Origin of the sequence: Rahnella sp. NRRL B-41462 (assembly GCF_003263525.1) — a bacterium.
Taxonomy (GTDB): Bacteria; Pseudomonadota; Gammaproteobacteria; order Enterobacterales; family Enterobacteriaceae; genus Rahnella; species Rahnella aceris.
In genome coordinates this window covers 16111-31461 of record NZ_JYDF01000022.1, presented here as the reverse complement: position 1 = coordinate 31461, position 15351 = coordinate 16111, and the positions used below count along the sequence as shown (strand labels likewise).

Here is a 15351-nt window from a genome sequence, read left to right as displayed (position 1 = left end):
TTAACGAGGGTTCAAAGTCGCCGCAGGACCGGTTTCTGGTACCAGTCTGAAGGCTCGGTAATAGTTACGGGAGTTAATGCCAGCTAGAGGAGACAGGTCATATCCACTGTAATTACCAGGATAGAACATCAGAAGTGGCGTAAAACCCATTACATCCTGTAAAGCACTCATGAGTTCATGCCCGCGCACCAACGGCCAGGCGTTGCCGAGCCCAGTCAGAATGACAAATTGCTGCGAGGGAAGATCTACCGTATGGGCAATATATTCAGCGATTTTTTTCTGGCTGAGTGGCGCTGCCAGATGCTTTTTCAATGTTTCCAGCCCAAGTTCAGGTTCACGCTGGCAGATACGCTCGAATAGTTTACGTTCCTCCAGCATGTCGATGATGACCTGAAAAATATTCAATTGGGTGAATGTATATTTTTTTTCTAGTTTCTTAAAAAGAAACGCCAGGTACTCACGTACCTGCAGCTCCTGCTGTGCCGGATAATCAAAAATCCAGAAGCCAATCTCATTGCCGGAGCCCTGGTTTTTTAAAAAACGGTCATCGCCGATACGCTCTTCTAACTGCTTTAAACGGTAATCAAGGATTGGGTCATTCACGCGTTGCCCTCCAGGATTGGGAGTAGTTCGGCTTTGTATAAACGATGCAAAGCCGAAGCGACATCAGATAGCAGGAAAATAGTTTGAAGATTCCGGCGGCGTGGGGTGTCCAGGTATCCGGCTTCTGCGAGGGCCTTAATCAGGTTGTTGCCCATTTTTTGAATAGAGGAATCAGAAAAAGCCCCCAGTTCGGGGTGCAAACGAAGATTCTCATCAACAAACTCACTCCAGCAATTTATACCAAGCTTTTCTTTAAACTGCTGGCGTGCCGGGTTCACGACATCAGCCATAAAATCCGCGACAATCGGTGACTGAATCATTAGAGCCACTAGCAGCATTTGCAGACGTTCACTTTCACTACCATCAACTATCAGCTGCCAGCACTCGCGATCCAGCGTCATTAGTCGAAGTTTTACTGTTCTGGCATAGCGATTCGCCGTGTTGGTGGAGGATGCCTGAAGGATATTTTCATCGATTATTTGCTGCTGCCAGGTCGTTTCGTCTGGTTCGGAAAGCAGCAATTCAGCAATTGTCCGACTCTCTCGAACCATCAGCGGCCCGCCCAGCAGATCGCCAATCCAGCGTTTATCGTTTTTATTCATCGTTTGTGCCATCAGAAATCCGGAATGCTGCTCGCAAAAATCAAGTAATGATTGTAATGGCGATAGAGCCATGATGCCATGACTTACATACGGAAGAGAGGTTTGAACAACTCTATATATTTAGCTGGAGTAAATTGGATCGGGCTACCATACCCCGTTTTGCCATGATTTTTGTCCAGGCAAGCAGACACAGAATCATTAGTAAAAGAACATTATTGGCCCTGATTATCCTGGCGAATTTTTTGATGGCTTTCGGCCCTGAGATTAGTGCCTGATTTACTCATCATCAAACACCACCTTCCGCATCTTTTCTATCCGCATGCGCACCGTCTGCGGCATCTGATCTCCGTTATTATCCCGCAGCCCCAGCATGATGTTGTAACCCGAGAAAAGGTTTGAGTCGCCCAGACGGGGGCGCGGCAGTAAGCGTGTCGATATCGTCAGGTGCAGGCTCACGTCGTAATCGACACCCAAATAGGTTCGCAGCAGGGCAAACACGTCCTTCGCAGCTCACCGTTTGGCATCCACCCTCTGGCCTCATCCGCATCTTCCGTTCTCATTTCTACTCCGATACAGTAATTTGCCACGCTGATACGTTCCCCCAGTACCGGGTGCTCACCGAGGGGCATCCCGCTATTAATTGACATGTGGGCGCGTTTGCTCACCGGCATATCGACCGGGCAGCGGGGCGTTATTCTCACCTGCGTGTTCGGTGCCTGACTGCGTATTACCGCTTTCACGCCATCGGAGGTATGGGTGGGCAACAGCGCCAGTAAACGGGAAGCCGGTATGCCCACCGGGTTGGGCATGCCGGTCAGTGCCATCAGGATTTGGGAGATATTATCGGCTCCACCGACTTCAAATGTTGCCGGACAGCGCATCGTCTGGCACAGGGATCTCGCGGGACGTACTCACTCCCCATAATGCCCTGAGGATCGTAGGTGGAGTAACTTTTCCCCCTGACTGGCGTATGTCAATGTACCTGCTGATCGTTTCCTGAAGCATATTAACGAATTTCACTGCATCGTCTTCAGGGATAAATACTGTCTCTGCATTGGGCTGTTGCAGGCTAAACCGAAAAGCGGCAAGTTGCGGGTAATGATCAATCGCGGCCTGGAGCCTACGGTTAATCCGCTGCACATCTGTCAGCCCTTCATTGAATAATTTCATGAAGTCTCTCCAGTTGAGAATAGCATTGGTCACAGGAAGGTGATGTAGCGTAATGAAATAGGGAACAGGCTGGCACACTACAGGACGGCGCGGTTGTAATTGGCCTGCCAGTTTGCTTCTTCGATGCTGTATATGCCGGTACCACACTGGGTACATAACTTGCCCCCTTGATAGTGGTTATCGCACCACGTGCAGTACCAGGATAACGCTCTAACAGGGACATCCAGCCCACTCACCATCCTGCGCAGCTGGTTGTGCCGGGTATCGGCCTTTACCTGTGGGTCGAGATGTGCGCAGTTCATCAGCACATGCTCGGCCACTGACCGCTGGTCATGCTCAAACCAGGCTGGGTCTGCGGGTATACCGCCGTGCAGCACCAGCCGACAGTCACAGGACGCACAACTCCATATCTGATCCGTGGCACTCATTGCCGCTTCTGCCGTCACAAAATGGCCCTCGCGATCAGTCGCCAGGTAACACTTCATCATACGCAAGTCACGTCCTCCGCTCCTGGTGTCCGCAACAGGGTAAGCCTCGCGGGCACCTCTGCGCTGTTGGTACCGGTACGGCAACTGAGGCAGTAGCGTTCTTCGTTATAATGCTTGTCACATTCCATGCAATACCAGTCAGCCTGCCGCACTATCGGGTGAACGTCAGTCACCAAACGCCGAAGTCTTCGGATAAGGCGCATTTCTTCAGGTTCGATAACCAAATACGGGCAATGCTTACGTCCATTATCAGTCATTGTGTTTTTGGTATGTTCAAACCAAGGGCGCTCAGAGCTACACTCAGGATGGAAGACCAACGCACTGTTGCACAAGTGACAGACGTAGCGGTCGTAAGGGTATGTTTTTGCCGTGGCAGCCGAGGTCAGGCGTCCACGTGAAGCATGGGCAATAAAAGATTTGGCATACATGATGTTGCTCCTTACCGCCAGACAGCACGCAGGCGAAAGCCGTCCCTGTATGGGCAGACTGGCGGGGTGTGTATGATGGAATGATTGAGTTCAGATGGATGGGCGGTGATTTAGCGGTAACTGCCGAGTTGTGGGTTACGTGCGTGACTGCGTAATACGCTGCTGCATCCAGGATTCCACTTCGCTTTTGAGCCAGCGGGAGCTGCGCCCGAGTTTGATGGGTTTAGGGAAGACGCCATCCTGAATAATTTTGTAGAACCACTTATCCGACATTTTGGTGTAGTTAGTTATGAATGGCATATCGACCAGCTGGTCGCTGAGCAGGCTGGCATTGTTATTCTGAGTTGTCATAATGACGGTCTCCATATGGAACGTTGAGAGGTATGGAGATGTGCCGTTCAGATATGATTCACCGTTGGCACTTTCTCCTTCTCAACATCCACATGCGAGTAATAAATTACTGTCTTAACGTTTACCCCTGAGAACACCCCAGATTACGTCTGCCATCTGAATGGTCTTTGCTAAATTCTTTAGCCAGATACATCGCTCTTTCGGTTAATGCTTGGCAGTCAGTCTCAAAGTGAGGTTTATTACGATTTAAAGAATAATAACCCCCAGCAGGAATATGGATAAGACCATGATAGTTTTTTTCATGGCAATTACGTTTGATTGCTCGGATCCAGGCGTTAATTACTATTTGATAAATGCTGTAAAAATTTATCAATGGTTCTGTTCGCCTTTTACCAGGCCAGGGATAGGCATCCTTGTTGAGTAGCAAAAGGACGTGATAGTGGTGTTTTGTTTCATCCTGATTGAGTTCCCGCACCCATACGAACCTTACCTTACAGGTCAGCGTTGTCTTACCTGCTTTTCTCTTGCGCTTAATGTCCTCTTTAATCTGGGATTTCACTGAGGCAATAAAGTTGGAAATAACATCGGGAGCGTCGTAATAGCGTGTAGGGCAGTCCATCCTGTCTTCTTCATCGGGGAAGCGAAGGTCAAATCTGACAGCCATCACACGCGGATAGTCCGCCAGGGCTTTATCTACCGTTTCGCTGATCCTTTTGACATAGTATTCATCAGGCGTGCATTTATCTGATTTCTTCTTGTTCATTACGTTGAGTCCTTAGCTGATTGAGTTCAGTTCATCGGATCTCTGGTAATTTTTTACTGAGTGTCAGCCTCTCTTGTACTGACAGTACTCAAGTGCATACAGGTGGTTATGTCGTACTAATAGCTCTATTCATACCCCTATATCTTTAGATGACTTGATGTCCATTATTAACAATACGGAGACAAGGGCGAGTGGATAAAGGCAGTTTGCAATAGTAGAAGGATTCGCCAAAAGCAGGCCTCGACGAGTCTGTAAACCTGCTGAAATCACTCCCGAGTTATCGTTGAACTTTTCGAGGGATTTAGCTCATATTCCTCTTGCGTTTATACGTTGTCTGAAGTGGTTCACCACGTTTGCTTAACCCCCTGCAGGCGCACTTCCACCGGAACCAGTCTGGTTCGGTACCAGACCTACATAAGCAGCGAGCTCACGCCCTGATTTGAATGCTGATGCTTCTTCCATGGTGGCAACTTCCGCCGTGGCAATTAACGGCCCCACGCCGGGAATTTCCATCAGGGGCTTACAGGTTTCACTCTGCTGCTCTTCTGTTTTGACTGCAATCTTATTAAGAAAACCTAGAATTACTGGTCATTATCACGTGCAAAGTGGTTTTCATATATTTACATGATTGCCAACATATAAATCTAAAATAGGTCACTTTTAAATAGGTTACTTAAATATTTTATATAACATAAAAGTAGGTCATAATTATGCGATGACATCGTTTTTTGACCAGCACCTAGCGATGACCATTTTGGGTGAGGAAAGCTTAAGCAGTTACCGAAGGAGTATTAATTTTGATGCTGTTGCTATGGAGAGAGGTACGAAAAAATGGGTTATAAATACAAGGCGACGATGTACTACTCTGATGATGAAACCGATAAGTTTCTGAGGGATAAATCCGCAAAGCCGAATGGAAAGAAAAGTGCTTCACACTATCTTTATTCACTGGTAACACGTGAAAGAGAAAACGCAGCTTCTGTTGAATTAAATCAGGAAGAAGTCGGTGTGGTTCGAATTTATCCTGAGTATACCAATTCAAGAAGGATTGAGGTTAGCGGACTGATTTCCTTTACAGCCCTGCCTGCATTTTCACTAGAGAGTAAAGCAACTCAAAAGAGACTTGATCACAAAGGTTTGATGAAGGAAATTGATCAAAATATCTATCAACATATCTCTTCGAACTTCAACAATCCTAACCATGATGGGAGTTTCTTGGTTGTGATTAAAACCGATATTATTTGTTTCTATACTAGTAATGTCTCAGAGACTGGATATTGCGAGGGGAATTTTTTAGCAAACTGTACCCTCATCCATGTCACTCGGTCTGAATGGGCGAGGTGGGGGGGGAAATATGATTTCGAGAATATTCAATATATAAAATTCAGAGATCTTTCAAAATCCAGAGTAAGAAAGAATTTGGGATTATGCCAACTGGCAGAAATTGCACCCCTGGATACTGTCGGTGCATTTTTCATCCCTGTACGAACAACCGCTAAAGCTTTCCCATCAGACAAGTTTCCTATCCCTTTGCTCAAAGGCGTTGATATCACCTTCAATAAAGACAGAGTCAGACTGAAGCCAATGAATGACACGCAGAAAAAAAGACATTTCGGATAAGCCAGCATCTAAGGTTTTTAGTTGTAAATGTTTTCAGACCTATATTATCTCCATGAGAACGGCAGCAGATTTTTCTGCCATTTTGTAATTTCAAATCACGGAGGTTAATGTGCCAGATAAAACCGAACAAGGCATCTCTGCCTTGACACAACCACTATCTTTTCTCCCTGAAAGCCTCTCCCTTGCCATTCTCAAGCATATACATCAGTGCATTCATTATGAACCAACGATTGGCATTATGGGTAAAACCGGTGTGGGTAAATCTAGCCTCTGCAATACCCTATTTACTCCGCCACCTGCCAAAGTCAGCGCAGTCAAAGGGTGTACCCGACAGGTACAGCGTTATCAACTGAGCCTTGCGCCGTATGCCTTACTCATGGTGGACTTTCCTGGAATAGGTGAAACGCCCGAACTTGACCGCATCTATACACGGTTATATCAACACTGGTTAAGTCAATTGGACTTGATTATCTGGGTGCTGAAAGCTGATGACCGAGCGTGGAATGATGATATACGTTGCTATAATCAATTGATTTCTCAGGGGGCAGACCCCGCCCGTTTTCTGTTCGTCCTCAACCAGGCCGATAAAATAGAGCCTTGCCGGGAATGGGATCTCGTCACTCACCAACCCTCTTTACTTCAGCAACAGCACCTGCAGGTAAAAATAGCGCAGGTCAATGCCCTGTTTTCCCCCCAGCATCCAGTTCTGGCCGTATCGGCGTCGGAGGGGTTCAATATGCTCCTCTGGGCCGAAACCTTCATTTGTGCTTTGCCGGATAACGCCAGCAGTGCGGTTATCCGTCAGCTTGAGCCTGAGTATCGTACGAAGAATGTTATCAACACAGCTAAGGACAACTTTGCCCATGGAGTTGGCGATATTTTCGATGATGCGCTCTGTGCAATGCAAGCCACTGGTGCGGTGGTGCGTCAGTTTAAACGGCTTCGCCAAAGGCTACTTTCTGTTGTCCGTGCCGTCTGGCATCTCCTGTTCTGATTCCTCACGGTCAGCAGCTCACCCGTTCGATCTGTTTCGCCGATCGAACACAAACTCATGATAGCCTGTGACTATTGAATTAATATTTTTTATCGTCAATACCGATAGGTTACAACGATCGGTTTCGGTTTATTGATCTTCACTAACGATTATCTCTCCTCTTTACATCCCGATACGATCCCCTCGCTGGGGAGGTCGTTTAATCCCAACATTTTCTAATTGATTATTAATAAAGGAATATTTCTCTATGTTGAAACCTTATCCGTTTCTCAAGCAAGACACCTACGCCTGGTGTTTGTCCATTGGCCTTCCAATACTCTGGGTACCCTTCGCCATTTTCTTTCCTAAAGAGATTGCCCTTGGCCTGTATATGGTGCTCTCCCTTATTTGGGTGCTGCTCGACCGACTCAGTTTGATGAAACAAGAAAAACGCGCATCTTCATTTTTATATTTCCTATTACCGATGGTTTATCTGCGACAACGTGACGAGCGTCAGGGGAAACCCTGGCGTTTGTTACAGATTTGGCTGATTTGCACCGTATTGTCAGTCGTGGCCGGTAATCATTTTAAAAAGCAGTCGGGCACCGAACAACTTGCACAGAGCGCCTGTTCTACTGTTACCCAGATCATGCAACGGCAAGGCATTGATGAACGCTGTATTCGCGTAACGGATTTAAAGGAAGAGGTCAGCGGGCGTTTTTATCGGGCTCAGGCACTGATGAATACCGGTAACAAGGAGCCAATGACCATTGAAGTTAGGGGCAGGGATATTTATGTCGTATTACCCGAACTGGGGGAATAAAAATGACAGATCAATTAAAAAGTATCGTCAGCGTTCTGCTGTTAAGCACCGGGCTGTTGCTGTCATGTATGAACGCTGTCCAGGCTGAAGGTCCCCACTGTGCAAAGCCGGTCTTTTATGCGCAGACGCTCAACCATAACAAAGAAGTCGAAATCTGTATTGATACCCTGCACGTGTCTTATTCCTTTGGCAAAACCGGAGCAACAAATAAAGAGATGGATATCACTGTTCCAGCGGCCAGCACCACTTACGCGTACCAGAGCAATCAGGTCATCAGTATTCAGGAATTCACTATTCGTAACGGAGAAACCCGCTACCAGGTATCCGCTGGATCAAACGATGAGGGTGAGCCAGTAGCTTCACTTTATGTATTTAAGGGCGCTCCGGACACCGGAAAACTGCTGGCAGAGGTAAAGCTCGACCCTCATACGGTGGTGAACAACATCAGCCACGCATTGGCGGATGACGGGGTTGCCCAGGCCAATGGCTTCTGATGCTGCATCTGGCCTGTGCGCCAGAATACAATTCGTTGTTAATAAGGAATTTTAATGATGTTTAAAACCCTGCTTACCACCCTACTACTTGCCGTCGCGCTTCCTGCGCTGGCGGATAACGCACCGTTGTCTGTCAATTCACAGGGAACTTATCTCCCGAAAGTTAATTTTCCAGTCTGGCAACTGACGCTGACCAGCCTTGAAAATGACATCACTATCCAGTCAATCACCCTGAACCGGGGTAACTGTCTGATTTCAATGTCGGGGAGGGGACAGAATGTGAACAAACGTCTGGGGTACGGTCAGACTCTGTCCTTTACCACACCCAGTAACAGCAACTTCACGCAGTGTCGTCCTCTGGAGCTAAGCGTACAAACCAGTAAAGGCGCTTTTACCTTTAACTGGAAATAACAGCTGTATTGCAGCCTGCATAAAACGGATCCAAAACTTTCACCGACAAATACATAGCCGGTCATATATGACCGTACTGACAGGGCTGTTCCTCCTTCGGGAGGGGCGGCCCTTTTCTTTTTCTAGCAGATAAGGATTTATTCATGAAATTAGCCAGCCGCTTTGGTGCGGCCAATCTCGTTCGCCGTGATCGTCCATTAACTCGTGATGAACTTGCGCACTTTGTTCCCAGCGTATTCAGCGAAGAGAAACACGAGTCGCGCAGTGAGCGATATACGTATATCCCGACTATCTCACTTTTAGACAACCTGCAGCGTGAAGGCTTCCAGCCGTTCTTTGCCTGTCAAACCCGCGTACGTGACCCAAACAAACGCGAGCACACCAAACATATGCTGCGCCTGCGCCGCACCGGACAAATCACCGGGCATCAGGTGCCGGAAATAATCCTCCTCAATTCCCACGACGGCTCCAGCTCGTATCAGATGCTGCCGGGGCTCTTCAGGTCAGTTTGCCAAAATGGGTTGATTTGCGGTGAGAGTTTTGGGGAAGTGCGCGTGCCACATAAAGGCAACGTGGTGGAGAAGGTTATCGAGGGAGCATACGAAGTATTGGGGATATTTGATCGGGTAGAGGAGAAACGCGACGCCATGCAATCTCTGTTGTTACCGCCACCTGCACAACAAGCGCTGGCAAAGGCTGCGTTAACGTATCGCTTTGGCGAAGAGCATCAGCCAGTGACCGAATCACAAATTCTCAGCGCTCGCCGATGGCAGGATGAAAGTATCGATCTCTGGACCACTTATCAACGAATCCAGGAAAACCTGATTAAAGGTGGACTGTCGGGGCGAACGACCAAAGGTAAACGTGCCCATACTCGCGCCGTGAAAGGTATCGATGGCGATGTGAAGCTCAACCGGGCCCTTTGGGTTATGGCTGAAAACATGCTGGAACTGGCCTCCTGATCCTTCTCTTATCTATTTTTAATTTACTGAATGTCATCACGATAAGGCCGCTATCTCACCGGATAGCGGCTTTTCTTTTATTGGAGTTCGCCATGCAATATCAAACCCAGCAGCGAGTGATCCAGATGGCGCTGACCTTGCTCGAAAAACAGATGAAACAGAAACCCGTTAGTTTTAATTCCAGCGCCGTGACCCTGCAGTACCTACGTTTACAACTGGAGCAACTCGAACGTGAGGTGTTTATGGTGCTGTATCTGGATACTCAGCACCGCCTCATTGCCAGTGAAATGACGTCATTGGGTACCATCAACGCTACCTCTGTTTATCCACGGGAAATCATCAAAAGTGCCTTAAGCCACAACGCGGCGGCAGTGGTCTTTGCACACAATCATCCATCAGGCTCTGCGGAGCCCAGCAGTACAGACCGTTCCGTGACAGGCCGTTTGATCGAAGCATCAACTCTGATGGGTATCAAGGTGCTGGATCATGTCGTCATCGGACACGGCGAATCGATATCTTTTGCCGAACGCGGTTGGCTGTGAGGAGATTCTCTGATGACTTCAAGTTCTAAAGCAGTGACTCCGTTGGAAGCCTGGCAGACCCTGCTGACCTATCTGTTTCAGCAACATTACGGCCTGACAATAAATGATACGCCGTTCAGTGAAAGCCGGGTCATACAGGAGCATATCGATGCGGGGATCTCTTTGGCAGATGCGGTGAATTTCCAGGTTGAGCGATATGCGTTGATACGAACAGACCGTGATGGTTTTTCCTGGGAAGAGCCTTATCTCAACGTCGTCGATGTTCTACGTGCGCGGCGGGCCACCGGAATATTTTCTCAAACAAAAGAGGAGAGGCCATGAACGATAAGAATTCTTCCAATACTGGAATATACCGTATCAAACAGGTTCAGGAGGCTGAACCAGACGCGTGGCTGGATCTATGCAGGGCCGTGACTTTCGCTTATCGCTACATAAGAACGCAATCGCAAACCACAGGCCATCCCAGCCTGACCATCTGCGAGCATTCAGGTAATACGTCGCTACGGTTTGACGATAGTTTAATTGGGCTAGGCGTCATTTCATTTAACGGGAGCGGAGCCCGCCAGCAGGCTGGGGATGCATTTATACTGACTCGCGGTATGCATCAAACAGCCGACTATCGCTGTAATACCAATAACCTGCCTTATGGTTTTTTGGTCAGGGTGGTTATTCTATTAGCTAACTACTATTGCCCTGTCACCTGGCAGATAAATACTGATATTCCTCTCTCTGACTGGCAAAAAACAGCTGACTGGATCGCTAAGTATCTAAATCTTGCGAGCCGCATTCCTGATTTGAACGCCTGATTTTTCTTGTCTCCACTCTCCTATCATAATGCGCCAGCCATTCCCGGCAGGCGTGTTTGCTTTTGTGCATGGAAAACTAATTATGCAGACAAAACCTGAAGTACTAACTGACCATACTGAACTCATCTGCTCGACCAATATCGAGCGGATCGTCACAGGCCGCGATGCCGCACTCAAGCAGATTGGCGCGTTGATTGAAAACCTCAATGATATTTCTGAACTGACCAGCAGGATTGGCGGTGGGATAGCCGAAGACTGGGCAATGCAACAAGGGCATCGTCATGATTGCAGGCTGACAAAGCCAGTGAGTGAAGCGATGCCCGCCATTACTCGAAGCATTGATTGTAGTGTCTGGCGTGATCTGATGTTGAAGTCTGGGATGTTGGCATTAATGGATGCACAGGCTCGCGACCAATGGCGAAAAAATCTGGAAGAGGGTGATTTTCCTGCGATTAGTGAAGAGAACATTCTCAGCACATTCGAGCAGCTACATCACAGTAAACTGGAGGTATTTGAGCGGGGGATTATCAACGTCTTTAAGGGGCTGTCATGGGATTACAAAACTAACAGCCCGTGCAGTTTTGGAAAGAAGATCATCATCAATAATCTGGTGACTCACAATCGCTGGGGCTACAGTCTGAACTGGGGCTGGCGTCGAGATCAGTTAGCTGATTTGGAAAGGATGCTATTCCTGCTGGACGGAAAACCAATCCCTGATAACCGGGGCGATATTATTACCCGACTTATGGAACATGTGCGTGATAACCCGAGCCAACAGTCGTATGAAGATGATTATTTCAGTATTCGATATTTCCAGAAGGGTACCGGACACTTGACGTTTAAGCGCCCAGAGCTAATCGACAAGATGAATAACATCATTGCGAAACACTATCCCGGAATGTTAGCGCAAAGCATCTAATCTAGGCATTTCTAAAATCTGTTTTTCTTCAGAAAAATCACGTAAAATCTCAAAACCACCAATTCACTAACTTATTGATTTTATGTTATTTTATGTCAAAATCAATTGAGTATATAAGTGAGTATACAAGGTGGTGGTGTCTCGATTTATTTACTTATAATTCAGACGGTTGAAATTGATTGGCGAGTCCGGCCTTCGCACCATTAGTATGTAAATAGACCTCAACTGAGGTCTTTTTTATGCCTAAAATCAGTTCATTTGGGCTTTTTGTGCACTTTCCACCCCCTCTCATGCGATTTACACTGATGTAATAATTACCCACCCCAAAATCAGGAAAATTCTTCATGGCACTGGAACCCGCAATCGCCGGGCTTGTTAATGACTTCATCGCTGCAGGTCGCCCGTCGTCGCGCAGTCAGACTTTTGCACAGCGCCGCGCTGGATATATCGCCAGCGCAGTTTTAGCGGGTGATATTGAGCCACGTGCAGAGGTTGAGGATGTGGTTATCGACGGCATCTCGTTACGCATCTTCTCGCCGCTGAATGCAGAAGGCGCACTGCCTGCCGTTATCTATTATCACGGTGGTTGTTTTGTCAGTGGCGGTTTTGCAACGCATGAAAATCAGCTGCGTCAGCTTGCTTATTACAGTGGCTGCCGGGTGATTGCGGTTCAGTATCGTTTAGCGCCTGAACATACTTATCCTGCGGCGCATGACGACGCAGAACTGGCGGCAAATTTTATCTGGCAGAACGCGGAAAGGCTTGGCGTTGAACGCAGCCGGATAACGCTGATGGGCGACAGCGCAGGCGGACATCTGGCTCTGATCACCGCGCTGCGCCTGCGAAATACCGGGCAGTGGCTGCCGCATCTGCTGGTACTGATTTACCCGATGCTGGACGCGATGGCAGCATCTGACAGCCACAAGCGCAATGGCGATGATTACGTGCTGACCAGCGACACGCTGCTCAGCGGGTTCGAAGCTTATTATCCGCAAACGGATTTCATGCATCCAGAAGTCAGCCCGTTATGGCGTGATGATTTTTCTGGGTTGCCGCCGGTTCACATCATCACGGCGGAATACGATCCGCTATGCGATGAAGGTGAAGCGCTGTTCTCCCGGCTGACAGAGCAGGGCGTGAATTGCACCGCACAGCGCTATCTGGGGGTGATCCACGGTTTTTTCCAACTCGGTGGAATCAGCCAGACAGCGCGTAATGTGATGCAGGATATCGCCGCGCGTGTCAGTTCATCGGATACACCGTAAGCTTTTTGCTTCTTGCGAGCCCGCTGTTGGCCTGCTCGCATAATTCAAAGAGCACAGGGATCAGGTGAGCGGAAGCTTTCAGATAATCGCTGACCTGCGCAATCCCTTCCGGGAGCAATATCTCGCTGTTCTCCAGTCCTTCGCTTAAGCACAACAGCCCCTGACATAATCCGCCGGCGGATTCTGACGCCAGCGCATTGAGGTCATACAGCTGAGCATCATCAAAGTGACTGAAATCCAGCCCGGCGATAAGCGAGCGAAAGACGGAGATAGAGTTAGTAGTGAACGCGGTGTGGTTATCAGAATCAGTCATACAAGTCATTCCATTGTCAGTGAGTCGAGGCCCCCGGTACTGGCGAGGTGATTGCCGCTGCCAGAGAACTTTATGCCTGTTCGTACGCCAAAGAAATAACCTGTTTATATTTACAGTGTTTTGTTGTCAGATCTGGAATGTGTCTCGCAAAATCCGTTCCGGGAATTGGAGATATTCACCACCAGAACGCTATTCATGAGATAAAAATTGAAATGGGTGAATGAATAACAGTATTTACCGGATATTATTCTGGCGATGTTGAAAACCACTCAAATTAAAATAATGAAAGCGGGGGGTTGTCACGTAGTGTTATTATCACGCTGGCATGATTTACTTATTGATGCTATTTTTCTGATGTAATTGTTATTAAATATTTCAATTCTGGCATTCTTATCGTTTACGATTGATGGATTACTCATCGTATTGATACCTGTTTAATCAATAATACAAATAATGTTTCTATGAGTTACATTTAAAAACCTGTTTGTTTAATAATTCACCTAAACATATTTTTCTCTTATAGGGAACTTTCTGAATTTTCACTTTGTCCTCCGTCATACCTATGTTAATTATTTATACGCGGCGCAAGACCGCACACACATCACATAAATAATAAAGACAGGGTAATAATGAGCAATTTAAAAGCGTCAATCTTAATTGGCGGCGTCGTGCTGTCGGCATTATCTGCCAGCGCCCAGGCCGAGATTACTGTTTTAGATAAAAATCCTCAGAGTAATGCTTTGCTGGCGCCATTAAGTTTACAGGTAGGCGGGAGCATCCGCCCTGAGTGGATTTTCAATAACGGCCCGGAGCCGGGTTATTATAAAAATGGTCACGATGGCGGCACCCGTTTCCGCTTCCGTGGTGATTATAAACTGACGCAAAACACCTCCGTCATCGCTTACTACGAGCTGGGTGTGGACATGGCGAACCTTCTGGGTATGAATGATCATTATCCGGAAGGCGGTCAGCGTGATACTCAGCGTCAGTTATATGCGGGCTTTAAAGACGATCGTTACGGGACATTAACCTACGGCCACCAGTACGGTATTTATTATTCCGTTGTCGGGATTAAAAGTGACGTCTGGGATAACGATGGCCATGCGGGCGGTACGGGTATTGGTATTAACGGCAGTTACGATGGCGCGAATAAGCCGAAAAGTAGCCTGAAATATACCAACGACTTTGGCCCTGTGACGTTATATGCCAACTATTTATTGCCGGAAGATGAAATTCAGGCGGGCGAGAATCAGCATTATCGCCGCAATAATGGTGGCGGTTTAGGGTTCGATTATAAACTCACCAAAGATTTAGTCTGGAGTGCGGCTTATAGCCTGACTGATGCCACGGTTAAAGATAATCAATATAACGAAAAAGATTATCATCAACAGTTATCTGGTACGGCTTTAACCTGGCAGCCAAATAACTGGTACATCGTCGGGACCGGCAGCTATTACAAAGATTTCGTGCCGAGCACCCGTGAAAATCCTGTCGATCATTACTTCGCAGGCAGCGGTTACGGTGTGGAAGGTTTCGTCGGTTATACCTTTAATATCGACAAGCCGTTCCTGAAATCGATCCAGCCATACCTTGCAGCCGATTCCCTGCAACTGAAAGGCGGCGAAGAATATCACGCGAACCACGTTTATCTGGGCGCGGGTACCACCATCGGTTACGGTTTGTCTGTTTACGTGGAGCGCACATTAGCGCACACCACAGACGACGAAGCGGACGCCACCTGGGTTACCGTTTTCTACGATTTCTAATTCACATGCCTCGTGGATCATCAGGCCAGCGCATTTGCGCTGGCTTTTTTAC

At 47.7% G+C, this 15351-nt stretch carries 21 protein-coding genes and 1 pseudogene; 12 read left to right on the top strand and 10 right to left on the bottom strand.

Annotated features, from left to right (window positions below):
- The 9 genes and pseudogenes from UC14_RS06665 to UC14_RS06620 form a co-directional block, all read right to left on the bottom strand.
- Positions 1-603, bottom strand: a complete 603-nt coding sequence (locus UC14_RS06665) for a DUF1788 domain-containing protein (protein WP_112197426.1) — start codon at positions 601-603, stop codon at positions 1-3.
- Positions 600-1217 (bottom strand): DUF1819 family protein, encoded by a 618-nt coding sequence (locus UC14_RS06660; protein WP_099755007.1) that lies wholly within the window; start codon positions 1215-1217, stop codon positions 600-602. Before UC14_RS06660 ends, UC14_RS06665 begins: the two co-directional genes overlap by 4 nt.
- 440 nt (positions 1218-1657) lie before the next feature.
- A complete protein-coding gene (locus UC14_RS06650; RefSeq protein WP_112197424.1) occupies positions 1658-2086 on the bottom strand; it encodes a type VI secretion system baseplate subunit TssG in 429 nt (142 codons plus the stop codon).
- Complete coding sequence (locus UC14_RS06645; RefSeq protein WP_099755010.1) at positions 2064-2375, bottom strand: hypothetical protein; 312 nt, start codon at positions 2373-2375, stop codon at positions 2064-2066. Before UC14_RS06645 ends, UC14_RS06650 begins: the two co-directional genes overlap by 23 nt.
- A gap of 77 nt (positions 2376-2452) precedes the next feature.
- Positions 2453-2863, bottom strand: a complete 411-nt coding sequence (locus tag UC14_RS06640; protein ID WP_232829644.1) for a zinc-ribbon domain-containing protein — start codon at positions 2861-2863, stop codon at positions 2453-2455.
- Positions 2860-3291 (bottom strand): putative zinc ribbon protein, encoded by a 432-nt coding sequence (locus UC14_RS06635; RefSeq protein WP_112197422.1) that lies wholly within the window; start codon positions 3289-3291, stop codon positions 2860-2862. The genes UC14_RS06640 and UC14_RS06635 overlap by 4 nt, the downstream gene beginning before the upstream one ends.
- 135 nt (positions 3292-3426) lie before the next feature.
- Complete coding sequence (locus UC14_RS06630) at positions 3427-3642, bottom strand: AlpA family transcriptional regulator (RefSeq protein ID WP_112197421.1); 216 nt, start codon at positions 3640-3642, stop codon at positions 3427-3429.
- A gap of 121 nt (positions 3643-3763) precedes the next feature.
- Complete coding sequence (locus UC14_RS06625) at positions 3764-4405, bottom strand: inovirus Gp2 family protein (RefSeq protein WP_112197420.1); 642 nt, start codon at positions 4403-4405, stop codon at positions 3764-3766.
- A 343-nt stretch (positions 4406-4748) separates the two neighbouring features.
- A pseudogene (locus UC14_RS06620) lies at positions 4749-4945 on the bottom strand (transposase); the annotation flags it as partial.
- A 291-nt stretch (positions 4946-5236) separates the two neighbouring features.
- Between UC14_RS06620 and UC14_RS06615 the strand changes: the two are divergent.
- From UC14_RS06615 to UC14_RS06560, 11 genes are all read left to right on the top strand, one after another.
- Entirely contained in the window at positions 5237-6025 is a 789-nt protein-coding gene (locus UC14_RS06615; RefSeq protein ID WP_112197419.1) for a hypothetical protein, read from the top strand.
- A 109-nt stretch (positions 6026-6134) separates the two neighbouring features.
- On the top strand, positions 6135-7019 hold the full coding sequence (locus UC14_RS06605; RefSeq protein ID WP_232829643.1) for a GTPase family protein: 885 nt from the start codon (positions 6135-6137) through the stop codon (positions 7017-7019).
- Between the two features lie 247 nt (positions 7020-7266).
- Positions 7267-7821 carry a hypothetical protein gene (locus UC14_RS06600; RefSeq protein WP_112197418.1) on the top strand — a complete coding sequence of 185 codons (555 nt, stop codon included), beginning with the start codon at positions 7267-7269 and terminating at the stop codon, positions 7819-7821.
- A gap of 2 nt (positions 7822-7823) precedes the next feature.
- A complete protein-coding gene (locus UC14_RS06595) occupies positions 7824-8315 on the top strand; it encodes a hypothetical protein (RefSeq protein WP_198670058.1) in 492 nt (163 codons plus the stop codon).
- Between the two features lie 54 nt (positions 8316-8369).
- Complete coding sequence (locus tag UC14_RS06590) at positions 8370-8726, top strand: hypothetical protein (protein ID WP_112197417.1); 357 nt, start codon at positions 8370-8372, stop codon at positions 8724-8726.
- A 143-nt stretch (positions 8727-8869) separates the two neighbouring features.
- Positions 8870-9688, top strand: coding sequence for a DUF932 domain-containing protein (locus UC14_RS06585; RefSeq protein ID WP_112197416.1), 819 nt, complete (start codon positions 8870-8872; stop codon positions 9686-9688).
- Positions 9689-9780: 92 nt separating this feature from the next.
- Positions 9781-10230, top strand: a complete 450-nt coding sequence (locus UC14_RS06580) for a RadC family protein (protein WP_112197415.1) — start codon at positions 9781-9783, stop codon at positions 10228-10230.
- Between the two features lie 12 nt (positions 10231-10242).
- Positions 10243-10551 carry a TA system toxin CbtA family protein gene (locus tag UC14_RS06575; RefSeq protein WP_112197414.1) on the top strand — a complete coding sequence of 103 codons (309 nt, stop codon included), beginning with the start codon at positions 10243-10245 and terminating at the stop codon, positions 10549-10551.
- Complete coding sequence (locus UC14_RS06570; protein WP_112197413.1) at positions 10548-11036, top strand: hypothetical protein; 489 nt, start codon at positions 10548-10550, stop codon at positions 11034-11036. The genes UC14_RS06575 and UC14_RS06570 overlap by 4 nt, the downstream gene beginning before the upstream one ends.
- A gap of 82 nt (positions 11037-11118) precedes the next feature.
- A complete protein-coding gene (locus tag UC14_RS06565) occupies positions 11119-11955 on the top strand; it encodes a DUF4942 domain-containing protein (RefSeq protein WP_112197412.1) in 837 nt (278 codons plus the stop codon).
- Positions 11956-12299: 344 nt separating this feature from the next.
- A complete protein-coding gene (locus UC14_RS06560) occupies positions 12300-13220 on the top strand; it encodes an alpha/beta hydrolase (RefSeq protein ID WP_112197411.1) in 921 nt (306 codons plus the stop codon).
- Here the strand turns inward: UC14_RS06560 and UC14_RS06555 are convergent.
- On the bottom strand, positions 13198-13533 hold the full coding sequence (locus UC14_RS06555) for a hypothetical protein (protein ID WP_112197410.1): 336 nt from the start codon (positions 13531-13533) through the stop codon (positions 13198-13200). The two genes, UC14_RS06560 and UC14_RS06555, sit on opposite strands and share 23 nt — an antisense overlap.
- 629 nt (positions 13534-14162) lie before the next feature.
- Between UC14_RS06555 and UC14_RS06550 the strand changes: the two genes are divergently transcribed.
- Positions 14163-15299, top strand: a complete 1137-nt coding sequence (locus UC14_RS06550; RefSeq protein WP_112197409.1) for a porin — start codon at positions 14163-14165, stop codon at positions 15297-15299.
- The last annotated feature ends 52 nt before the right edge of the window (positions 15300-15351 follow it).